General features: G+C 69.4%; 16 protein-coding genes and 1 pseudogene. 8 read left to right on the forward strand and 9 right to left on the reverse strand.

Annotated features, from left to right (window positions below):
- The first annotated feature begins 3 nt into the window (after positions 1 to 3).
- From EGK76_RS10975 to EGK76_RS10995, 5 genes and pseudogenes are all read left to right on the forward strand, one after another.
- Positions 4 to 213, forward strand: coding sequence for a hypothetical protein (locus EGK76_RS10975; protein WP_096296678.1), 210 nt, complete (start codon positions 4 to 6; stop codon positions 211 to 213).
- Positions 214 to 290: 77 nt separating this feature from the next.
- On the forward strand, positions 291 to 731 hold the full coding sequence (locus tag EGK76_RS10980) for a response regulator (protein WP_123832633.1): 441 nt from the start codon (positions 291 to 293) through the stop codon (positions 729 to 731).
- A 407-nt stretch (positions 732 to 1,138) separates the two neighbouring features.
- Positions 1,139 to 1,822: pseudogene (locus tag EGK76_RS10985) on the forward strand (response regulator transcription factor); the annotation flags it as partial.
- A gap of 392 nt (positions 1,823 to 2,214) precedes the next feature.
- Complete coding sequence (locus EGK76_RS10990) at positions 2,215 to 4,749, forward strand: excinuclease ABC subunit UvrA (RefSeq protein ID WP_123832634.1); 2,535 nt, start codon at positions 2,215 to 2,217, stop codon at positions 4,747 to 4,749.
- 154 nt (positions 4,750 to 4,903) lie between these two features.
- A complete protein-coding gene (locus EGK76_RS10995) occupies positions 4,904 to 5,941 on the forward strand; it encodes an isoaspartyl peptidase/L-asparaginase (protein WP_233580279.1) in 1,038 nt (345 codons plus the stop codon).
- A 303-nt stretch (positions 5,942 to 6,244) separates the two neighbouring features.
- On the opposite strand, the gene EGK76_RS11000 is transcribed toward EGK76_RS10995, so the two are convergent.
- From EGK76_RS11000 to glyQ, 4 genes are all read right to left on the reverse strand, one after another.
- Entirely contained in the window at positions 6,245 to 10,192 is a 3,948-nt protein-coding gene (locus tag EGK76_RS11000) for a translocation/assembly module TamB domain-containing protein (RefSeq protein ID WP_096296674.1), read from the reverse strand.
- A 1-nt stretch (position 10,193) separates the two neighbouring features.
- Complete coding sequence (locus EGK76_RS11005) at positions 10,194 to 12,014, reverse strand: autotransporter assembly complex family protein (RefSeq protein ID WP_123832635.1); 1,821 nt, start codon at positions 12,012 to 12,014, stop codon at positions 10,194 to 10,196.
- 209 nt (positions 12,015 to 12,223) lie between these two features.
- The gene (gene glyS / locus EGK76_RS11010) at positions 12,224 to 14,341 is read right to left on the reverse strand and encodes a glycine--tRNA ligase subunit beta (RefSeq protein ID WP_123832636.1); all 2,118 of its coding nucleotides are present in this window, start codon (positions 14,339 to 14,341) and stop codon (positions 12,224 to 12,226) included.
- A gap of 121 nt (positions 14,342 to 14,462) precedes the next feature.
- Complete coding sequence (gene glyQ, locus EGK76_RS11015; protein ID WP_096296671.1) at positions 14,463 to 15,368, reverse strand: glycine--tRNA ligase subunit alpha; 906 nt, start codon at positions 15,366 to 15,368, stop codon at positions 14,463 to 14,465.
- A gap of 207 nt (positions 15,369 to 15,575) precedes the next feature.
- On the opposite strand from glyQ, the gene EGK76_RS11020 reads away from it, so the two are divergent.
- From EGK76_RS11020 to EGK76_RS11030, 3 genes are all read left to right on the forward strand, one after another.
- Positions 15,576 to 17,279 (forward strand): GspE/PulE family protein, encoded by a 1,704-nt coding sequence (locus tag EGK76_RS11020; protein WP_096300169.1) that lies wholly within the window; start codon positions 15,576 to 15,578, stop codon positions 17,277 to 17,279.
- Between the two features lie 347 nt (positions 17,280 to 17,626).
- The gene (locus EGK76_RS11025) at positions 17,627 to 18,358 is read left to right on the forward strand and encodes a glutamine amidotransferase (RefSeq protein ID WP_123832637.1); all 732 of its coding nucleotides are present in this window, start codon (positions 17,627 to 17,629) and stop codon (positions 18,356 to 18,358) included.
- 229 nt (positions 18,359 to 18,587) lie between these two features.
- Positions 18,588 to 19,538 carry a hypothetical protein gene (locus EGK76_RS11030; protein WP_123832638.1) on the forward strand — a complete coding sequence of 317 codons (951 nt, stop codon included), beginning with the start codon at positions 18,588 to 18,590 and terminating at the stop codon, positions 19,536 to 19,538.
- Positions 19,539 to 19,548: 10 nt separating this feature from the next.
- Here EGK76_RS11030 and EGK76_RS11035 read toward each other — a convergent pair whose 3' ends face one another.
- The 5 genes from EGK76_RS11035 to EGK76_RS11055 form a co-directional block, all read right to left on the reverse strand.
- Entirely contained in the window at positions 19,549 to 20,250 is a 702-nt protein-coding gene (locus EGK76_RS11035) for an RDD family protein (protein WP_096296669.1), read from the reverse strand.
- Positions 20,247 to 20,999, reverse strand: coding sequence for a twin-arginine translocase subunit TatC (tatC, locus tag EGK76_RS11040; protein WP_096300165.1), 753 nt, complete (start codon positions 20,997 to 20,999; stop codon positions 20,247 to 20,249). Before tatC ends, EGK76_RS11035 begins: the two co-directional genes overlap by 4 nt.
- Positions 20,989 to 21,447, reverse strand: coding sequence for a Sec-independent protein translocase protein TatB (tatB, locus tag EGK76_RS11045; protein ID WP_123832639.1), 459 nt, complete (start codon positions 21,445 to 21,447; stop codon positions 20,989 to 20,991). Before tatB ends, tatC begins: the two co-directional genes overlap by 11 nt.
- A 14-nt stretch (positions 21,448 to 21,461) precedes the next feature.
- Positions 21,462 to 21,686, reverse strand: coding sequence for a Sec-independent protein translocase subunit TatA (gene tatA, locus EGK76_RS11050; protein ID WP_096296667.1), 225 nt, complete (start codon positions 21,684 to 21,686; stop codon positions 21,462 to 21,464).
- A gap of 80 nt (positions 21,687 to 21,766) precedes the next feature.
- Positions 21,767 to 22,639 carry a lipid-binding SYLF domain-containing protein gene (locus tag EGK76_RS11055; RefSeq protein WP_123832640.1) on the reverse strand — a complete coding sequence of 291 codons (873 nt, stop codon included), beginning with the start codon at positions 22,637 to 22,639 and terminating at the stop codon, positions 21,767 to 21,769.
- Positions 22,640 to 22,713: the final 74 nt, after the last annotated feature.

The raw sequence follows: 22,713 nt of genomic DNA on the forward strand, positions 1-22,713 counted from the left end.
GCCATGGATACGCAGGAACGCGAATGGATGCATGACCTGCGCAATGCGGCAAACGCCGTCGGGATTTCCGTAACGCTGGGCCGGCGCCTCGTCGCCGACGGCGACCATGTGCGGGCGCTTGAAGCGCTGGATCGCGCGGAAGTCGCCCTGGTCCGCATCCGCGACCTGCTGCGGGGCTCCGCACACAGACCTGCCGAGCCCCCTCGCGAGTAGTAGTTCCGGCAGTTCCTGCAGCGAACGACAACGCTGCAGTTGCACAACCGCCGAGCCTCGCGTTGGCTGCACGGCGCATGTCCCAGCATCTCCTCGCTGCCGCGGTCGGACCGGGCGGCATAGACGAGGAGCCCACGTCCATGACGCTACTTTCCGCGCCCCTTCTGAATCGCCACATCCTGCTGGTCGAGGACGACTATCTGATTGCCGATGCGCTTGCAGAAGCGCTTCGGGCCATTGGTGCGCAGGTGCTGGGGCCGGTCGGCAATGTCGAGGACGCGCTGCGTTCCGTGTCGCGACTGGACGGCCTTGAAGCCGTACTCCTCGATGTGAACCTTGGAGGCCAATGCACCTTCGCGGTGGCCGATGCCGTGCAGGCGCGCAGAATCCCGCTGGTCTTCGTAACCGCCTACGCGCGCGACCTGTTGCCGCCCCGCTTCTCCCGGGTGCCGCACTGCCTCAAGCCCATCGATTTCGATGAGCTGGCGGGAGTTCTCGCGGTACAGATCACGGGGTGAACCGGGGGTGCTCCAGCGGGGAGGTCCGGCGCGGCGAGTCAAGGCGGGAGACCGCACCGCATGCCGTGCCCGACGAACCGCCGCTCTGCGGACAGACAGCGCTACGCAGTCGCAGAGGTGATCACGATCTGTGCCTGACGGTCGGGAAGAATCTGCGTGCCGTGAAAACTCTACGGAAGGCTTCACGGCAGCCCAACGTGAAAACACCGACAACAGGTGTCCCCGAAACGCTTCCCCCGCAGGAGCCTCCGACGACGTGCCACAGGCCGCCGGTCGGTGGCACCGAGGGCGTGGGGAACGATCGGATGAGGACAGGGGAATGCCTGCAGGTCGCTTCCTGTCCTGCGCAGAAAGTGTTCCAGGAGTCGCGTCAGCGCGTCCTGGCCAAGGGAACCAGGAGGAATTCAATGCCAAGCAAAACCCGCGGGGTCGTGCTTCTCGTCGAAGACGACAAGACCATGGCGGTACTCGTCGGCGAGTGGCTCGAACGGCATCACTACGAGATCGACTTTGCCGAGGATGGACTCGACGCGATCAACCTGGCCCGCGAGAACGCCTACGACGTCATCGTGCTCGATGTGGCCATGCCGCGCCTCAATGGGGTGGAGGCCTGTCGACGTCTTCGAGAGGATGGCGCGAATACGGAAACACCGATTCTGATGGTGACCGCGCGCGACACCCTGCAGGACAAGATCGACGGGCTCGACGCGGGGGCCGACGATTACATGACCAAACCGTTCTTTCCGGCCGAGCTGGAAGCGCGGATCACCGCCTTGATCCGGCGTCGCCGCGCCGAAGTGGCGCCGGCGATCCTCGAGGTCGGGGACCTGACGCTGGACCCGCGCTCGCAGACCGTCACGCGCGCCGGCGAAGTGATCGACCTGACGCCGACCGGCTTCCGCATCCTGCAGATCCTGATGCGCGAATCGCCACGCGTGGTCACGCGCTCACAGGTCGAGCACGAGCTCTGGGGCCTGGAGACGCCCGACTCCGACGCGCTGCGCAGCCATCTCTATGTGTTGCGCAAGGCCATTGACCGCGGCCGCGACACGCGCGTGCTGCATACGCTGCCGAACGTCGGTTATCGGGTACTGCCGATCGAAGCCTGCGATATCGATGCCGCACGGCGACGGCGGCTGCGTGCGCGCAACCGTGGTGCCGAGACACGCACAGGCACGCACAGCACGCGCGCGCACGTCGACCAGACCGCATCGCAGGCTTGAGGCCGGCGCTGCTGGGCCCCTGACGGCTGAGCGACCGGGGACGCGCCCCCGCCCCACAATGGGGGCGGCACGCGCCACCGGTAGCGTCGACGCAGCAGGCGCAGGCTCCCTGCAGGCGCCGTGCAAACAGCCGGCGCCCGGCGGTGTCGACCTGACGACCTCGCGCATCGACGGCTGCGCGCCTCGGTCGCACGGTCCATGCACACGGGCGTGTCGGCCAGACGACGGCATGCCCACGAGCGCGGGCGATAATCGTCGCCATGACAGCCCGCCGCGACCCGCCTGCGTCCCCTTCGCAGGATCCGAGCCATTGCGTCCGCGTCCGCGGCGCGCGCGAACACAATCTCAAGGATGTCGACGTCGACATTCCGCGCGATGCGCTGGTGGTCTTCACCGGCGTGTCCGGTTCGGGCAAGTCGTCGCTGGCCTTCGGCACGCTGTTCGCCGAGGCGCAGCGGCGCTATCTGGATTCGATCTCGCCCTACGCCCGGCGGCTGATCGATCAGGCCGGCGTGCCGCAGGTGGATTCCATCGAAGGCCTGCCACCGGCGGTCGCATTGCAGCAGGCGCGCGGGACGCCGACGGCGCGTTCGTCGGTGGGCAGCCTGACCACGATCTCCAACTCGCTGCGCATGCTGTACTCGCGCGCCGGCGACTATCCGCCGGGGCAGTCGATCATCTACGCCGACGGCTTTTCACCCAACACGCCCGCCGGTGCGTGTCCCACCTGCCATGGCCTGGGCCGCATCTACGACGCGACCGAAGCCTCGATGGTGCCCGATCGCTCGCTGACCATCCGCGAGCGCGCGGTGGCGGCGTGGCCCGGTGCCTGGCACGGACAGAACCAGCGCGACATCCTGACCTCGCGCGGCATCGACGTCGACGTGCCGTGGTCGAAGCTGCCGAAGAAGACCCGCGACTGGATCCTCTTCACCGACGAACAGCCGGTGGAGCCGGTGTACCCGGGCTTCGATCTCGAGGAGGTCCGGCGTGCGCGCAAAGCAAAGGTCGAGCCGGCGTACATGGGCACGTTCACCAGTGCCCGCCGCCACGTGCTGCACACCTTCGCCAATACCCAGAGCGCGCAGCAGAAGAAACGCGCCGCGCAGTTCCTGGTCAGCGCGGCGTGTCCGGAATGCGATGGCAAACGGCTGCGGCGCGAGGCGCTGTCGGTGACTTTTGCCGGTCTCGATATCGCGGCGTTCTCCCAGCAACCTCTCGATGCGCTCGCCGCGTTACTGGCGCCCGCCGCCGCCGGCAGCACGCATGCAAAGGCGCATCCCGAACAGGCGCTGGCCGCGCAGCGCATCGCCCAGGATCTGCTCGCCCGGCTCAAGGTGCTGCAGGATCTGGGACTGGGCTATCTGACCCTCGCGCGCGCGACGCCGACGCTGTCGCCGGGCGAGCTGCAGCGCCTGCGCCTGGGCACCCAGATCCGCTCGCAGCTCTTCGGCGTGGTCTACGTGATGGACGAACCCTCCGCGGGCCTGCATCCGGCCGATACGCAGGCGCTGCTGCGCGCGCTCGACCAGCTGCGCGGCGCCGGCAACTCGCTGTTCGTCGTCGAGCACGAGATCGACGTGATCCGCCATGCGGACTGGATCGTCGATGTCGGCCCCGCCGCGGGCGAATTCGGTGGCCAGGTGCTCTACAGCGGGCCGCTCGACGGCCTTGCGAAGATCGAGGCCTCACAGACCCGGCGCTACCTCGTCGACGGCGACGCGGCGATGACAGGACAGGCGCGCTCGCCCGAAGGCTGGCTGCAGCTGCGCGGCGTGCATCGCCACAACGTCCAGGGACTCGATGTCGACATTCCGCTCGGTGTGTTCACCACGGTCACCGGCGTCAGCGGTTCGGGCAAGTCGTCGCTGGTCGGACAGGCTCTGGTCGAGCTGCTCGGAGCGCATCTGGGCCAGGGCCGCGAGGACGAGGACGTACCGCTCGATCCACTGGAGCGCGGGGTCGAGGTGCCGCTCGAAGGCCACATCGCCGGTGGCGCGGACGCGGTGCGGCGGCTGGTGCGCGTGGACCAGAAACCGATCGGACGCACGCCGCGTTCGAACCTCGCCACCTATACCGGCATGTTCGACCACGTGCGCAAGCTGTTCGCGGCGACCCCGTTGGCCAGGCGGAGACGCTTCGATGCCGGGCATTTCTCGTTCAACGTCCCCAAGGGCCGCTGCGGCACCTGCGAGGGCGAGGGCGCGGTCACCGTCGAGTTGCTGTTCATGCCAAGCGTCTATGCGCCATGCCCGACCTGCCATGGCAGCCGCTATGACGCCAAGACGCTGCAGGTCACGCTGCGCGGCAAACACATCGCCGACATCCTCGCGATGACCGTTGCCGAAGCCGCTGCATTCTTCGCCGACGAGGCGGCGGTGGTCCGGCCCTTGCAGGCCTTGCTGGACGTCGGTCTGGGCTACCTGCGCCTGGGCCAGCCGGCCACCGAACTGTCGGGCGGCGAGGCGCAGCGCATCAAGCTCGCCAGCGAACTGCAACGCGCGCAGCGGCGCGGCACGGTCTACGTGCTCGACGAACCGACGACCGGTCTGCATCCGAGCGATGTGGACACCCTGATGCGCCAGCTCCAGGGGCTGGTCGATGCCGGCAGCACGGTGGTCGTGGTCGAACACGACATGCGCGTCGCCGCCGCGAGCGACTGGCTGATCGACATGGGCCCGGGCGCCGGGCATGAGGGCGGACATGTCGTTGCTGCAGGGACGCCGGCCGCGGTGGCGAAGTCGCCCCGGAGCCGGACCGCGCCCTTCCTCGCGCAGGCGTTGAGCGTGCGCTAGCGTGCGCAGGCATTCCCGGCCGACGGCCTGGACGCCTATCGAATCACGACCCCGGCCCCGGCCGACGAACAGGGAGCAGATGTTGAAACGGATCGGAAAGTGGATGTGCCGGGTTTCGGGCCTGGTGCTGCTCGTGGGCGCTGCGAACGCTGCGGTGTCCTCGCCCGCAGCTCGAGCGGCCTCACCGGTGACCACGTCGGCCGCAGCAGCCGCGCAGCCGGCTGCGCCCGCCGCGACCGTGCTCGCGATCCACGGCGGGGCAGGCGTCGCACCAGGCGATCTCGACGAGGCCGGACTGGCCGATGCACGCGCCTCGCTGGAGGCCGCGCTGCGCGCCGGCCACGCGAGGCTGCAGGCGGGTGCACCGGCGATGGACGCGGTCAAGGCGGCGATCACCGTGCTGGAAGACGCGCCGAGCTTCAACGCCGGGCGCGGCGCGGTGTTCACGCATGACGGCCGCAACGAACTCGACGCCGCGGTCATGGATGGCGCCAGCGGCCAGGCGGGCGCCATCGCCGGCGTGACGCGCGTGCGCAATCCGATCCTGCTGGCCGACGCGGTGATGACCGACTCCCCACACGTGATGATGATCGGCGAAGGCGCGGAGGCATTCGCGCAGGCGCAGGGGATCACGCTGGTCGATCCGGCCTATTTCCGTACCGAACGCCGTTGGCAGCAGCTGCAGCGCGCCCTCCAGGCCGAGCGCATGTCGCAGCCGCAGGCCTCGGTGCTGACCGGTGACGCACGTCCCTACTTCGGTACCGTCGGCGCCGTCGCGCTCGACCGCGCCGGTCATCTTGCCGCAGGCACGTCGACCGGCGGCATGACCAACAAGCGCTACGGCCGTGTCGGCGATGCGCCGATCATCGGCGCCGGGACCTGGGCCGATGCGCAGTGCGCGGTGTCGGGCACGGGTTGGGGCGAGTACTACATCCGCGCTGCCGCCGCGCACGAGATCTGCGCGCGCGTGCGCCTGCGTGGCGACGACATCCGCGAGGCGTCGGATGCGGTGATCGACCGGGAGATTCCGGCCGCCGGCGGCGACGGTGGCGCGATCGCACTCGATGCCCGCGGCCGCGTCGCGTTTCCGTTCAATACCCCGGGCATGTACCGCGGCTGGATCGGCGCGGACGGCGTGCCGCATGTCGCGGTGTTCCGCGACGAGGTGCTGGCGCTGCCGGCCGGGCGTTGAGGCGCAGCCGGCGGGAAGCGGGCGAGCCGTTTTCCCTGATGGAGGGCATGCCAGGCGCTCGATGCGCGGCGCGCCTGCAGGCTGCCCGGCCCCGTCGGGTCTTCGCCGGAGAGCTGCCACAGCCGAGCTGCTCTGCGCGCCGATCGTTGTCGAAGGGGCTGCGCCGGATGGAGCAGAACAGCCACCCAGGCGGCACTCCCGTTTGCGATCAACGCTGCGTTGCGGCACTTCCTGGCCCGGGATGGCTCCATCGGCGCGCGCGAGCATCAGCCAGCCCCGCAAGAAGCGGCTGGCCCGGTTGGATCAGCGCTCGTGGCGCCAGTTGACCGAGCCGCGGCTCTCCAGCGTGCTCGACTCGATCTCGACGTCGAAGCCCGCTCGCAGCAGGTATTTGAGCGTCAGCACCTGGCCGGTGCCCAGCAGCGATACGCCGAAGCCGACGTAGAGCCTCGGCGAGATCTGTTTGCCGAAGCCCAGCACACTGCCGCCGAGCGCGCGCGACTGGGTGATGCCGGCATTGTCGAGGCCAAGACGACTGCCGAGCTGACTGGCGAGGAGGTCGCCCCCGGCGTTGAGCGCGGCCGCTGCCGCGTCGAGCTGCTGGCCTTCGGCGCTGGTCAGGCTCGCCGCCGAGCGGCCCAGCACCAGGTACGACAGCGCCTGCGAATCATCGGTGGACGGGTCGGTCCACACCCTGACCTGCGGGGAGGACGCCCGCCCGGTGACGTCGATGCCGGCAGTGATGTCCTCGGCCTCGATGCGGCGCTCCGCGCGTACATCCAGCAGCGGGTCGGAGACGGGACTGTTGTTGAAGATGAGGTTGCCGCGCGTGACCCGCAGGTCCTGGCCATAGGCCCGGTAGCGGCCATCGACCTCGAGCTTTCCGTTTCCGGTGATCTCGCGGCCCGGCACTGCACGCACGCGCAGCTCGCCGCGCATCCGGCCGTCGAAGCCGAATCCGCGCAGGCCGACGTTGTCGCCGACACCGAGGACGAGGTCGAGTTCCAGGGACGAGGCGGTGGTGACGTCCTCGGGATCCGCGGGATCGAGTACCACCACGTCCGACGATGTCGACACGCCTTCGCTGAGCTCCTCGAGATCGAGCAGGGCGGTGTCGACGAAGACCTTGCCGCTGAGGTTGAGCGGCTGCCCGGCGGCGTAGCGCAGGGTGATGTCGGGCGAGGCGACGATGTGCATGTCGCTGGTGTCGGCCACCAGCACGTCGGTGCCGCGCAGGGTCAGCACCACGGGCGTGTCATCGCCGCGCCAGCCGATGCCGCCACCGATGTCGAGCGTGCCGCCGCCCGAACGCACGCTGCCGTCGATCCGCGCGGTCCCGTCGGGCAGCGCGTCGAGATCGACGTTGCCGTCTTCGAGCGCGATCGCCAGCGAGGGGATCTCGGTGGAGAAGTCGCGCAGGCGCGCATGGCCGCCGATCGTCGGCTGCGAGCGGGTACCGCCCAGGGCGATGTCGGCAGTCAGCCGCCCGGTCGGCTCGACGATGTCGGGCGAGAACAGTTCGACGAAGGTCAGGTCCTCGATGCTGGCGACCAGCGAACCGGACAGCGGCGAATAGGCATCCCAGCCGTTGCTGATCTGGGCCTGGATGCGCCCGGTTCCGTTGAGCACGGTCGACAGGGTGGCGGTGAGGCGGCTGGCGTCGAATTGTGCATCGAGCACGAAGTCCTCGTAGCTCAGCACCGCGTTGCGCGCGCGCTCGGAAGTCCGCACGCCGCCGCTGGCCGAGCGCACACTGGCGCTGCCGGCGAAACCGTTGCCGACCGGGCGCGCGCTGCCCTCGAGGTCGAGCTCGCCGCGCAGCACGAATGGCCGCCCGCCGTCCTGCTCCGGCAGGTAAGGCGTGAGCAGCGACAGCGGCAGGCCGGTACCGCTGACCGACACGCCCCTGCGCGGCCAGTCCGCACTGGCGCACAGCGAACCCCCCCCGCTGGAGGCGAAGCAGCTCTCGCTCAGCGTGTAGCGCGTGCCGATCTGCTGGAACCGCGCGGGCGACTGCAGCGCCCAGTTCGCGCCGGTGCTCGGGGCCAGTTGCAATGTGGCCAACGTGCCCTGCCAGTTGCCGTTGCGGCGCTGGGCGCTGGCGTCGAGCTGCAGGCTGCCGGCCTCGCCACGCGCGCTGGCATCGAGCTGCAACCGCTCCACCGCGCCGCGTGCGGACAGCCGCACCTCGTCGAGGGCGAGGCCCGCATTGACGCCGGTGGCGATCACATCGAGCGCGCCGTCGCCGCCGCGCCACGGCAGGTTGCCGCGGATGCGGGCGCTGGCTGCGGCGTAGTCGCCATAACGCAGGGCGGTGCCGGTCAGGTCGGCGGCGATGTCCGGCGCGGCGCGCGGGCCGGTCACGCGCACGGTGCCGCGCAGCACGCCACCGGTGTCGGGCAGCAGATCGGCCAGTTGCAGCGGGGCCAGCGTCGCGTCGATGTCGAGCCGGTCGGTCATGGTCGCCGTCGCATCGAGGCGGCTGTTGCCGAGCGTCAGCGCCACCTCGCCTTCGAAATCGCTGCGTCCCGCCTCGCCTGCGGCAGTGGCCGGGCCGTGCATCGCGAATGTCGCATGCCCATCGAGCCGGCGGCCGCGCAGGGTGCCGCCCAGGTCGCGCGCATCCACCGCGACCTCGAGGCCGCCGTCGTCGCGCGTGGCACCCGTCGTGGCGAGGCTGCCGCGGATCGCGCCCTTCCAGTCGCGGGCGAAATAGCCGGGATCGAATCCTGCCAGTGTCGCGTCGAGATTCCATTGCAACGCCGGCGCCCAGGCGATGTCGCCGGCCGCGTCCAGCGTGCCGGTCGGCATCGTGACGCGCGCGGTCTGCAGCCGCAGGTGCTTCTCATCGCCGCGGCCATCGAAATCCACCTTCGCGGCCAGACCGTCACGCTCCACCGTGCCTTTGCCGATCGCGGCCCAGGACGCGGTTGTGCCGGCAAGGCCCAGGTCCACATCGGCGGTGATCGGCGGTGCGGACTCGGCGGCGTCCGGATCGGCGCCGAACTGCAGGCCCCGTGCATTGGCCGCGAACCGGAAACGGACATCGCCCGGTTCGGCGACGTCGGCATGGCCGCGTACCGTGAGCCGGCCATCGAACACATCGACGATCACGGGATCGAGCTCGAGCCGCTGGTTTTCCAGCCGGACCTTCGAGGGCTGCAGCACGATCCGCAGTGGATCCGCGTCGGCCTCACCGATCCGCGCCTCGCCCTGAAGCTCCGCCACACCGCCCTCGCCGTCGGCGCGGAGATCGAAGGCGATCGGCGTGCCGGGCTGGCCACTGCCGGTCAGAAGGCCCGGGTCGAGTCGCGTGCTGTCGGCGCGCAGGGCCCAGCCCGGGGCCTCGCGGCCGCGCAGGGTCAGCACCGCCTTCAGGGGTTCCGGGGCGTGGCCGACAATGGCGATATCCAGCAGAGAAAGATCACCGCGGGCCACCAGGCCGATGCGCGGACGCGTCCGCGCCGGGGGCGCGGGCATCAGTGCGCTGGCGGTGAGGTCCATGCGGTAGTCGTCACCCGGCGCATAGACGCCGTGGGCGGTGAACCAGCCGCGGTCGCTGTCGACGACGATATCGACAAGCTGCAGTTCGCCTTGCTGCGCATCGACGCCGCCGCGGACGCTGCGGATGTCGATCAGTCCCTCGCCGGTCCGTTCGACGCGGAACCCGTCGATGCGGATGGCGTCGGCCTGCAATGACAGTGGCAGATCGATGCGTGGCAGCGACTCGGGCCAACGCGGCAGTTCGAACGGGGTATCGACCGACGCCGGCAACGACAGCACGGCGTTGTCGATGTCGAGCACGTCCAGCCGCAGCCGACGGCCGACCAGTGGCATCACCGCCGGATCGATGGTGACGCGGGCGGCTTCGAACACCAGCACGCGCGGCTCGTCGCACTGGCCGTAGGGCACGGGCTGTTCTTCGACGTCCGGGCAGGTGCGGTGCACGAAGCGCACGTCGTACATCGTCAGCGGACCCGAGGCCGGGCCTTCGGCCGCGCGCCAGGTGAGTTCGGTGCCCGTGGGCAGGCGTGCGGCGATCTGGTGCAGGAGAAAATCGCGACCCCCGAACGTCGTCAGCAACCACCACGCCGCGACGATCAGCAGCACCACGAGCGTGGCGATGCCGATCGCGCTGCGGATCGCGAGCTTGCGTACGCGAGCCCGGCGGCGCGCGCGCAGCTCGGCAATGCGCGCCTCACGCGCCTCGGGCGTCAGGTCACTGGGCAACCGGTGTCGGCGGAACGCCATCTCAGAACTCCGCGCCGATCGACAGGCCGATGGTGAACGGCGAATCGGGGTTGTCGAGGCCGCGGGCGATGTCGAATTTCACCGGGCCCACCGGCGAGCGATAGCGCGCACCGATGCCAACGCCGGTATGCCAGTCCGGGGAGCGCCCGTCGAAGGCGTCGCCGCTGTCAACGAAGACCGCAGCGCCGATGGTCCGGGTGAAATAGTGCTCGAACTCGACGCTCGCCGTGACCACGCTACTGGCGCCGATCGCGAATGCGCGGTCCCCGTTGCGCGTGTAGATCCGCGGTCCCACCTCGCGCCAGTCGTAGCCGCGGATGCTGCGGTCGCCACCGGCGTAGAAGCGCAGGCTTGGCGGAATGGAGACCACCGTGTCGGTGAAGGTGTGGCCCAGTTCGCCGCGCAGGATCAGCCGGTTGGATTCGCCCATGCCGTGGAACCAGCTGACGCGGGTGTGGATCTGCGCGAATGTCGCGTCCGATGCGGCGCCATCGACGCCGCCGCGCAGCATCAGCGAACCACCGATGCCACGGGTCGGGAACAGGCGATCGTCGACGTCGATGTACTCGGCGCGCAGCGAGGGAAAGGCGAACGTGGCGTAGCGGTAGAGCGCGCCGTCGAAGTCCTCGTCCCCGTCGCCATTCACCGGATTGTCCGGATCCTCCTCGGGCGCGTAGGCCCAGCGCTCGCGCAGCACGTGCAGCGACGCGACCAGGTTCAGGAATTCGTTGTACTGGCCATTGCGGCTGGCGACGAACTCGACGCGGCGCGAATCGATGTAATCGGTCTGCTCGTCGGCGGCCTGCAGGCTGGCGGTGTACCAGCCGTCGCGCCAGGCGAACGCCGGCACGCGGTACTGCAGGGTGAGCGTCTTGCGATTCTGCGCATAGTCGATCTGCGCCAGCGCCTTGTGGCCGCGCATGTTGACGTAACGTCGCTCGACCCCGAGCCGGATGCCGGCGCCACTGTCGGTGCCGTAGCTGACGCCGGCGGTGTAGATGCTGCGCTTGGCCGGGGTCAAGGTGACCTTGATCGGCACTTCGCGGCGCTCGTTGGCCTGATCGACCTCCGGTTCGATGTCGATGTTGGAGAAGTAGTCCAGGCGCCCGAGCGACGAGCGCAACCGGTCGATGCGTCCCTGGTGGTAATAGCTGCCTTCCTCCCAGTACACCAGGCGCTCGAGCAGAGAATCGTTGACGACCTGCTCTGGTGTCTGCTCGAACGTGGTCGGGCCCATGTTGTAGCGGTCGCCACTGTTCCAGACGAGATCGATGTCGGCAGCGAAATCGGCGCGCGTGATCTCGACCCGGCGCGAGACGAACTCCGCATCGAAATAGCCACGCTCGGTCAGACGGCGGCTCAGCCGGTTCCGGCTGGCTTCGTATTCGGGGTGGTTGAAAACCGCGCCCACGCTGGGCACGAAGCGGGCGATGTCGCGCTCCAGGTAACGGTCCTGGCTACCCTGACCGAGGATCGCGATGTCGCTGTTGCGCACGCGCACCGGCTGGCCCGGATCCACCACCACGCGCACCGCGAGGGCGTCGCCTTCGCGATCGCGCTGGATGTCGATCGTCGGCGAGTAATAGCCGAACGGCTCAAGCGCCCTGCGGGTCTGCTTTTCGGCCTCGCGCAGCAGATACGCCATGCGGCGGCCCGAAACGTCCCTGCCGATCGCTTCGTACAGGCCGAGGGAGGCGCGGACGTTCTCGGTCATCTCCTCGTCGAGACCGACGATGTCGACGCGTTCCACGCGCGCGGCATTTGCCGCGACCGACGACAGCAGGAGGACGACGGCGGCAATACACGATTGGACGCGAGACATCGCGCGAGGATACCGGAGCGGCGTCAAGGCTCGATTAATGCGGCCGCCACCATGTACTGGCGGAACGCATCCCTGCGGGCGCGCGATCGGGCATTTCCGTTTCATGACAAACCCCCGCATGCGCCAACGGCGGCCCGGTGAGCGGGCGCCCGGGCCGTGCCGCTGTTGTCACCACTGCACGCGCGCGGATTGCCCGCGCGCCATGGCGCTCAGCTCGACAGGTGCTCGATCGCCGCCACGCTGCCGAGCCGCGCCGACAGCTGGGTCAGCAGCGCCAGCCGGTTACCGCGCAGGGCCGCATCGTCGGCGTTGACCATCACCCCGTCGAAGAACGCATCCACCTGCGGGCGCAGCCGCGCCAGGTGCGTCAGCACGGTCACGTAGTCGCCCTGTGCCAGCGCGTGCGCGGTTTCGGCGTGGACCGCCTCGATGGCCTCGGCGAGCGCGGATTCGGCGGGCTCACGCAGCAGGGCCGGAGCGACGGTGCGCGGCACGTCGATGTCGGCCTTGCGCAGGATGTTGCGGATGCGCTTGTCGGCCGCCGCCAGTGCCTCGGCTTCGGGCAGCGCCGCGAAGGTGCCGATCGCATCGAGGCGACGGTCGAGGTCGTACAGCGAGCCGGGCCGCATGGCGGCGACGGCGTTGAACTGCTGCACGGTCACGCCCTTGTCGGCGTAGTAGCCCTTGAGGCGATCGAGGATGAAGTCGTAGAGCTCGCCGGCATCGGCAAAGGCCGTCACGCCGTCCTTGCCGGCGGGCAGCGCGCCTACGCCTTCGACCGAGGCGCGGATCAGGGTGTGCAGGTCGAGGTCGAACCCGCTCTCGATCAACGTGCGTGCCAGCCCCAGGGCATTGCGCCGCAGCGCGAACGCATCCTTGTTGCCGGTCGGCTTGAGCCCGGCGGCGAATCCACCGGCAAGGGTATCGAGGCGCTCGGCGATCGCCAGCACCTTGCCCAGCGGGGACAGCGCGATGTCGTCGCCGGCAAAGCGCGGCTGCCAGGCTTCGTCGAGCGCGTTCGCCAGCGCGGCGCGATCGGCGTCCGGCAGGTCCGCCAGCGCCGGGTCCTGCAGCGCGTAGTAGCGTCCGGCGATGCCCTGAAGTTCCGGGAACTCGTTGACCATGCGCGACTGCAGATCCGCCTTCGACAGCAGCGCGGCCCGCTTCGCCAGCGCGGCATCGACGCCGACCTGCGGCGCGATCACCTCGGCCAGCGCGGCGACACGCGCAGTTTTGTCGGCGACGCTGCCGAGCCTGGCCTGATAGGTCACGGTCTTCAGGCCTTCGTTCATCGCCGACAGGCCCTGCTTGAGGTCCTCGTCGAAGAAGAACTTCGCATCGGCGAAGCGCGGACGGATCACCCGCTCGTAGCCCTTGGCCACCTCGATCGGATCCTTCGATTCGATGTTGGCGATGCCGATGAAGTGCTCGGTCAGCCGGCCGTCCTGCAGCACCGGGAAGAACTTCTGGTTCGCTTCCATCGTCGCGATCAGCGCTTCCTGCGGCACGGCAAGGAACTCGTGCTCGAACGTGCATGCCACCGCACTCGGCCATTCGACCAGGCAGTTCACCTGCTCGAGGTTGTCCGGCTCGATGCGTGCATCGCCACCGAGCGCGCGGGCCACGCCTTCGACCTCGCGGACGATCCCGGCGCGGCGCACGTCGGCGTCCACGAGCACCTTCGCGCTGCGCATCGCGTCGACGTAGTCGCCTGGCGCGGCGATCTCGACTGCGGTGTTGTGCATGAAGCGGTGGCCACGGCTGGCGCGGCCGCTGCGCACGCCGAACAGTTCCGCCTCGACGATCGCGTGGCCGTGCAGCATCACCAGCCAGTGCACCGGCCGCGCGAATGCGTAGCTGTGCGCGCCCCAGCGCATCGGCTTGGGGATCGGCATCGCGGCGATCGCCTCGCGCAGTACGTCGGGCAGCAGCGTCGCGGTGGCCGCGCCCGGCGTCACCGCGCGATGCACGAAACGCTCGCCCTTGGCGTCGGTGGTCTTCTCCAGCGAGGTCCAGTCGATGCCGGCTTTCGCTGCGAAACCCTGCAGCGCCCGGGTCGGATTGCCGTCGGCGTCGAGTGCGATGTTGAGATAGGGCCCGAGCACTTCCGAGCGTTGCTCGGGCTGCTCGCTGGCGACGCCCGGCAGCAGCACCGCCATGCGGCGCGGCGTGTACAGCGGCTTTGCGCCTTCGCGCATCACGGCGACGCCGCGCCTGTCGAGCGCCGCGATCACGCCGTCGAAGAAGGCCTGGGCCAGCCCGGGCAGCGCCTTGACCGGCAGTTCTTCGGTGCCGAGTTCGATCAGCAGTGGCTTCATGTCAGTCATCGCGACAACCTGGTTCTGTACTGGGGCCCGCGCCTGAGGCGTGGGCTAAAGGGATGTGGACGCAGCGGATCGGCCGTCCTCCGTCCGCGCGCCGATGCGGCGTGGAATCAGCGGGCGCGGCTCATGCCGCATCCCCCCGCTTGAGCCCCGGGAATCCCAGCGCTTCGCGCTGCGCGAAATACGCCTTCGCCACCGCCTGCGCCAGCGTGCGCACGCGCAGGATGTAGCGCTGCCGCTCGGTCACGCTGATCGCGCGCCGCGCATCGAGCATGTTGAAACTGTGGCTGGCCTTCATGACCTGTTCGTAGGCGGGCAGCGGCAGGTTGAGCCCGACCAGCTTCATCGCTTCGGCTTCGCAGGCGTCGAAGCGGTGGAACAGTTCCTCGACGTTCGCATGCTCGAAGTTGTAGGTGCTCTGTTCGACCTCGTTCTGGTGATAGACGTCGCCGTAGGTCACCGGCGCGCCGTCCGGGCCGTGCGTCCAGACCAGGTCGTAGACGTTGTCGCAATTCTGCAGATACATGCACAGCCGCTCGAGACCGTAGGTGATCTCGCCGAGCACCGGCTTGCACTCCAGGCCGCCGGCCTGCTGGAAATAGGTGAACTGGGTGACTTCCATGCCGTTGAGCCAGACCTCCCAGCCCAGGCCCCAGGCGCCGAGTGTCGGCGACTCCCAGTTGTCCTCCACCAGGCGCAGGTCGTGCACCTGCGGATCGATGCCCAGCGCCTTGAGCGAGTCGAAATACAGTTCGACGATGTTGTCCGGGCTCGGCTTCATCGCCACCTGGAACTGGTAGTAGCGCTGCAGGCGGTTGGGGTTGTCGCCGTAGCGGCCATCGGTCGGGCGGCGGCTCGGCTGCACGTAGGCGGCATTCCACGGCTCGGGGCCGAGGGCGCGCAGGAACGTGGCCGGATGGAAGGTGCCTGCACCGACTTCCAGGTCCAGCGGCTGGATCAGCACGCAGCCCTGCTTGGCCCAGTAGGCGTTGAGCGTGAGGATCAGCTCCTGGAACGTCGGTCCGGTCATCGGAAAGTCGCATCGCGGTGGCGCGCTAGTATAGCGGGCCGCATCCCGGCGCCCGCCCCGCCAAGCGTCCCCGGAGGACCCGGCTTGAACGAACCGCGCACCCCGCAGTCCTCATCCGGCCAGCGTCCGCCCGCGGTGTTCAGCCGGCGCCTGCCGCCGGGCCGCCTGGCTCTCGAGCCGGTGGTCTCCGCGCTTCTCGCCGATGGCATGCTCGCGCCCGTTGATGCGGAACGCGCACGCGTGGGTGGCCGCAACACACGCGCCCTCGACGCGGTGCACCCGCTGGTGGTGCTGGCGAACCTCAAGCTGCCCTCGGCGCGCCGCCCCGGCCAGGAGCTCGGTCTGGAAGCGTTGACCGAATGGCTGGCGCAGGCCACCGGTCACGTCTATCTGCGCATCGATCCGACCAGGATCGCCGTCGGCGACGTGACCGACCTGTTCTCGCACGCCTATGCCAGGCGTCACCGCATCCTGCCGGTCGACGTCACGCCCGACCGTGCCCGCATCGCGACGAGCGAGCCGCTCGCGCTGGACTGGCTGCCCGATATCCAGCGCCTGCTGCGGCGCGAGATCGACCTGGTGGTGGCCAACCCGCTGGACCTGCATCGCTACACGATGGAGTTCTTCGGCGTCACTCGGTCGATCCGCGGTGCCAAGGACGGTCGCGAGACCAGCAGCAGTGCGCCGACGTTCGAGCAGCTGGTCGAGCTCGGCCGTTCGGGCGACGTCAATGCCGACGACCACCACATCGTCCACATCGTCGACTGGCTGCTGCAATACGCCTACGAGCAGCGCGCATCCGACATCCATCTCGAACCGCGGCGCGACGTCGGCCGCGTGCGCTTCCGCATCGACGGCGTGCTGCACAAGGTGTTCGAGATGCCGCCGCCGGTGATGACCGCGGCGGTGAGTCGCATCAAGGTGCTGGGGCGCATGGATCTGGCCGAGCGCCGGCGCCCGCAGGACGGCCGCATCAAGACCCGCTCGCCCGGCGGCCGCGAGGTCGAGATGCGCCTGTCGACGATGCCCACCGCCTTCGGCGAGAAGGTGGTGATGCGCATCTTCGATCCGGATACCGCGTTCAAGCCGATCGAGAAGCTCGGCTTCGATGCAGGCGAGGCCGCAGCCTGGGAAGATCTGGTGCAGCGACCACACGGCATCGTGCTGGTCACCGGGCCCACGGGCTCGGGCAAGACCACGACGCTGTACTCGACGCTGAAGAAGCTCGCCTCCGACGACGTCAACGTCTGCACCGTCGAGGACCCGATCGAAATGGTCTCGACCGAGCTCAACCAGATGCAGGTGCACAACGCGATCGACCTGACCTTCGCCCAGGGCGTGCGCACGCTGCTGCGACAGGATCCCGACATCATCATGATCGGCGAGATCCGCGATCTCGACACCGCGCAGATGGCGGTGCAGGCCTCGCTGACCGGGCATCTGGTGCTCTCGACGCTGCACACCAACGACGCGCCCTCGGCGATCACCCGGTTGCTCGACCTGGGACTGCCGCATTACCTCATCGCATCCACGCTCAACGGCGTCCTCGCCCAGCGCCTGGTGCGCACGCTGTGCACCCACTGCAAGCAGCCCGCGGCGGTCGATCCGGAAGGCTGGCGCGCGCTGCTCGGCCCGGACAGTACCGTGCCGCCGCCGGCGACCGCATGTGGGCCGGTCGGCTGCCTGGAATGCCGCAACACCGGGTATTTCGGTCGCGTGGGCATCTACGAGCTGATGCCGGTGACGCCGTCGCTGCGCGCGAAGATCGTGCCGGACATGGCCTTGTCGGGCTTCAGCCGGACCGCGGTCGGTGAAGGCCTGCGAACCTTGCGCATGGCCGGGGCGGAGAAGATCGCGCAGGGTGTGACCACGGTGGAAGAGGTGATGGCGGTGCTGCCGCCTCGCGAATAGCTGCTCGCGTTTCTGCTGGTTGCTGGCGCGTGCCGTTGCCGCAGCCGGTGACGTGAGCGCAGGCGTTCGGTCACATCGGAGCCGCGGCGCGCGGGCAGGAGACGGCCGGCGCGACGGGACCGCATGCCGCTCCGCGCCCATGCATCGGCCGGTTTCGCGGGCCCGGCCCCGCAGCGCCTCGGCGCTGCGCTGTTGAATCCGTCCTGCAGTGCGTGGAAGGGAACCGGGTCGGCTTGGCCTGCCGGAAGCCGTGGGCGTCGTGGATCGGCCCGGATGCAGCGCGACAGGAGCGTGCAACCGTCCCGATCCGCTACGCTGCGCCGTCTTCCCACCTCCGGCTGCCCGTGATGTCGTCCAAGCGACCGTTCCTGATCATCGAAACCGGCCAGCCGCTGCCGTCGATGCGCCGCTACGGCGGGTTTCCGCACTGGATCCGCGTTGCCGCGGGCCTGCCGGAGCGCGAGGCGGTGGTGGTCGACGTCGAAAGCGGCGCTGAGCTGCCGGACGCCGGCGGCTTTGCCGGCGTCATCGTCACCGGCTCCGGGGCGATGGTCACCGATCGCGCGGAGTGGAGTGAACGCAGCGCCGCCTGGTTGCGCGACGCGGCGCACGCCGGCGCGCCGCTGTTTGGCATCTGCTATGGCCACCAGCTCCTCGCGCACGCGCTCGGCGGCGAGGTCGGCCCGAATCCGCGCGGCCGCGAGATGGGCACCTTCGAGATCGAAACCACGGCTGCGGCGGCCGACGATCCCCTGTTCGCCGGGGCCGGCCCGCGGTTTCTCGCCCAGACCTCGCATCTGCAGGGTGTGCTGCGCCTGCCGGAAGGGGCGACCCTGCTCGCGCGATCGTCGCTCGAACCGAACCACGCTTTCCGCTGGGGCGAGCGCGTCTGGGGGGTGCAGTTCCATCCCGAGTTCAGCGCGACCCACATGCGCGGCTATATCCGGGGGCGGAGCGGACCGCTCTACCAGGAAGGTCTCGATCCGGTGGCGCTGGTCGCCGGCGTGCGCGCGGCGCCCGAGGCGCGTGCGGTATTGCAGCGGTTCGTGCGGGTGGCGCGCACGTTCGCGCCTGATTGACGCAACTGCGTTGCGCCTGCGCGGGCGGGCAGCAACAGTCGGTGGGTTGCGCTGCTGCTGCATGGGTATCGCCGCACCCGAATGATCTGTCGCGCTGGCGTCGGAACGGACGCCAGCATGGCGGCTGGTTGCGCCTGAACGCCGCTGCATCCCACCGGCGGCCGCATCGCTTGCGATACGATGGCGCATTCGTGGCGCGGCCACATGACAGATCTGGAACACGGCGGAAATGACGACTCGGACGGTAGGGGCCGGCCACGGCTGGAAGTGGATCGTGCAGGGCGTCAACGTCGGCCGCGCCAACCCCCGGGCGGTATATGGCGCGGCCGCGGTCGTCGCTCTTCTTGCGCTCGTGCCGAACGTGCTCCAGGCCGTGCTGCAGATCGCCTTCCGGCTCGAGCCGGAGACCCAGATCATGGTGATCGGCGCGACCTCGCTGGTGTCGATCATCCTCTATCCGCTGCTGATCGGCGGCGTGCTCCGGGTCATCGATGCGGTCGAGCACGGCCGACCGGCCGCGCCGGGCGATGTGTTCTCGACCTTCACCGGCGGGCAGGCCGGTCGTTTCATCGGGTTTGGCGTGCTGATGGGCGCGCTGTACATCGTGACGTTCTATGCGCTGGTCAGCGCCTTCGGCGAAGGCGTCCTGGACTGGTACATGGACGTGCTGTCGATCAGCCAGGAGATGAGCACGGAGTCTGCGCCGGCCTCGCCGCCGGAAATGCCGATGCCGCCGGCCGGCATCGGCCCGTTGATGGCATTGGGAATCTTCTTCGGGGTCTATTACGCGACCGTCTACGCGGTCGGCCTGGGTCAGGTCGCCCTTGGCGGCCGGCCGGTCATGCAGGCATTCACGGATGGTCTCGGCGGCGCACTGCGCAACGTGCTGCCGGTGATCGTTGCTGCGGCGATCGCCATGGCCGGTGGTTTCGCACTGATGCTGGCGTTCGCGATGGTGGTCACCATCATCACCGTCGTGGCGAGCCTGGTGCATCCGGCGCTGGCCGCGCTGCTGGTGCTGCCGCTTTATCTGGTGCTGCTGCTGGTGCTCTACATCGTGATGTTCGGCGCCATGTACGCGATCTGGCGGGATGTCTGCGGACCGCAGGATGCCGTGGACCGCACGGCTCCCGGCAACGACGGCGGCGCCGGCCACGACGGCAGCCGGATCGAACTGTGAGGATCCCGGCTCAGTAGCCGGGTATCGCACCGAACGCGAGCGAGACACGCTGGTCGAGGTAGCGCATCAGCAAGGCAAGTAGCAGGCAGCATGCGGCCGGCTGCAGGGCCAGCCACAGCCTCGCCGGCATGGGGATCGGCGCTGCACCGTCGCGGACCACGCGCGTCCCTGCGATCCGGTCATGCAGGGCCTGGTGGCGCGGTGCATGCGCCGCCATCAGGTGGCCGATGTTGAAGCTCAGCCAGGACAGCACCCCGGCCGCCTGGCGCAGGCAGGCACGGACGAGGCCCGGCGGTTGCGCGTCGTCATCGATCACCCACAGACCGACCGCGCGTTTTCCCGGCGTGGCCCGCCAGCGCGAGCCTTCGAACAGCCCGAACCACAGCAGCGAGACCAGGGCGAATACCGCCATGACCGGCAGGGTCAGGGCCGACACGGCAAGCGCCAGCGCGGTGACCGCATGGTGCAGCGCCGGATCGGCAAGCAGCGCCTGCAGCAGGGCCGCTGGTGAAGCACCCGAGTCGATCGTGCGCACCATGGCCGCGACCATCGCCTCGGCAAGCATGTCGATAGCCTCCGCGCTCGCGTCGAGCGCGACGGCGAGCTGGCGATGCAGCAGTGCGACGGCCACCAGAAGGATCACCGCCGCATCCAGCGACCATGCGGTATAGCGATGCAGCAGCGGCGCAGGCGCTGGCTGCCGGGGACTCATGGCTGGTCGCTGACCACGCCCGGCTTGGGTGTCAGGAGTCGGGCGGCGATGATCCCGGCCTCGTAGAGCAGGCACATCGGGATGGCGAGCATCAACTGGGAGACGACATCGGGCGGGGTGATGATGGCCGCCAGCACGAACACGCCGACCACTGCATACCCCCGCGCTTCGCGCAGCTGGTCGGTCGTCACCCAGCCCAGCAGCACGAGAATCACCAGCGCCACCGGCAGCTCGAAGCTCATGCCGAAGGCGAGGAAGATCACCAGCACGAAATTCAGGTAGGCGTTGATGTCGGTCATCATCGCCACGCCGTCCGGCGTCACCATCGTCAGGAAGGTGAACACCGACGGCAGCACGAAGAAGAATGCGAACGCGCAGCCGATGTAGAACAGCGCGACCGCTGAAGCCAGCAGCGGCAGCGCCAGACGCTTCTCGCGCTTGTACAGACCCGGGGCGACGAAGGCCCAGGCCTGATAGAGCAGCCACGGCATCGTCACCACCAGCGCAGTGAAGAACGCCAGCTTGAGCGGTGCGAAGAACGGCGAGGCCACTTCGATGGCGATCAGATGTGCGCCGGCCGGGAGCTTGTCGAGCAGCGGCTGGGCCAGCAGGCCGTAGAGCTTGTTGGCGAAGGGCAGCAGGCACAGCAGCACCGCTCCGGTGCCCGCCAGGCCGCGCATCAGGCGCATGCGCAGCTCGACCAGATGGTCGATCAGGCTGCCTTCGCCGGCGTCGTCTTCAGCGTGCAGCGCCACGGGCATCCTCCGCGTTGTCGGCAGGTGCGATGGGGGGGCGGGTCGGGTCGCCGGCGATCGCCTCGGGCGGGAGCGTCGGCCCGGTCACGGCCTCGGACTCGCGTGCATCGGGCGCCGTGTCGCCCGGCATGCGCCGCGCATCGGAGAGGAGATCCTCGGTGCCCTTGCGCAGCTCCGTCAGGCCGCTGCGGGCCTGGTCGCCGGCGTCACGCAGCTGGGTGCCCGCGTCCGCGATCGAACGCCGCGCGTCCTGCACGCTGCGCTTGAGTTCCTCGGCGGCGAGCTCACGTTCCAGCTCCGACTTCACCGAATACCACTGCGCGCGCCCCCGGCGTATCCACAATCCGGCGAAGCGGGCGGCCTTGGGCAGTCGTTCCGGTCCGAGCACGATCAGCGCGACCAATGCCACGATCAGCAACTCGCCGGTTCCGATTCCGAACACGACCCCTGTCTGCGTCAGCGGGGAACGTTGTCGTCGCGGCGCGCGCGCTCCGCCTGGTCGGCGGCGTCCTTGGTGCGGTCGTCGAGACGCTCGGGGGTGTCGTCGTCGTGCATGCCTTTCTTGAAGCCCTTCACCGCTTCGCCGAGATCACGCCCGGCGCCGCGCAGCCGCTTGGTGCCGAACACGAGCAGGACGACGACAAGGACGATGAGCCAATGCCAGATGCTGAAACTGCCCATGGCGGAATTCCGGAGAGCTGCGGGTGGTCTGGCAGGATAACGCACCGCGCCGGCGCCCTGCGCAGCGCGGGTCGCGGCGTTCAGTACTCGGGCAACGGCTCGACCGTGGCCGGCTGGTCGGCGACGTTCTGGAAGCCCTGCGTCGCAGGCGGGTTCTGCGCCTGCATCGGCGCGGTGGTCGTCGCGGGGACGTCGCGGACCACGGGCGCGGGCGCCACGCTGCGGTTGACCGGCACGCCGGTGCCGCCGCGTGCGACCCGCGCGGTCGCGCTGGCTTCTTCGAGCCGGTCACGGAAATCCACCACCGCATTCGACGGTGCCCGGCCCGGGCGGTTCTCCAGGATCGCGCGCGGCGTGGTGGTGCTGCCGTAGACGGCGATATTGGCATCGTCGTCGATCTGCAGCACCGCGCCATCGAGGGCGACGCCGGCGAACAGGCCGCGCGCGCGCGACCACGACCAGATCTCCGCCTTGAGCTGGCCATCGGTCAGCGCCGCGGCATTGCGGCCCACCGGGCCGGCGGCCACGCCGGCATCCGCGCCGAGGGTGAACTTGCCGTTGACGATGGATTCGAGGCTGCGCTGGTTGCGGAACACCAGCACGACGTCCGAGGACTGCACGCCCGCCTGGAAGCCGATGCTGCCGCCGGTGATCTTGACGAAGGCCGGGCTCGACCAGGTGCCGTCCGCTGTCTTGACCGACATCAGGCCATGGCCGCGGCGGCCGCCGATGATCAGGCCGGCCTTGATGGTGTCGGGAATGACGACGATCGCATGGGCTTCGTCCAGCAGCTTGTCGGGAATGCCGGATTCGGGAATTGCCTGGATCTCGTTGAGCACGCGCACCGCGTTCTGTGCGCGCGCGTCCTCGGTCGGCCCGGCAAGCGCGGGACCGGCGATGAAGGCACCGGCGAGGGCAGCGACCAGCACGGTGTGACGGAGGGAACGGGTCATGGGAACTCCGGTAAAGGGCGCGAATCGCACGGCGCAGGGCGCGCAGGCTGAACGGATTCAGGCTAGTGACGGAG

The organism is Luteimonas sp. 100069, assembly GCF_003813845.1.
GTDB lineage: Bacteria > Pseudomonadota > Gammaproteobacteria > Xanthomonadales > Xanthomonadaceae > Luteimonas > Luteimonas chenhongjianii.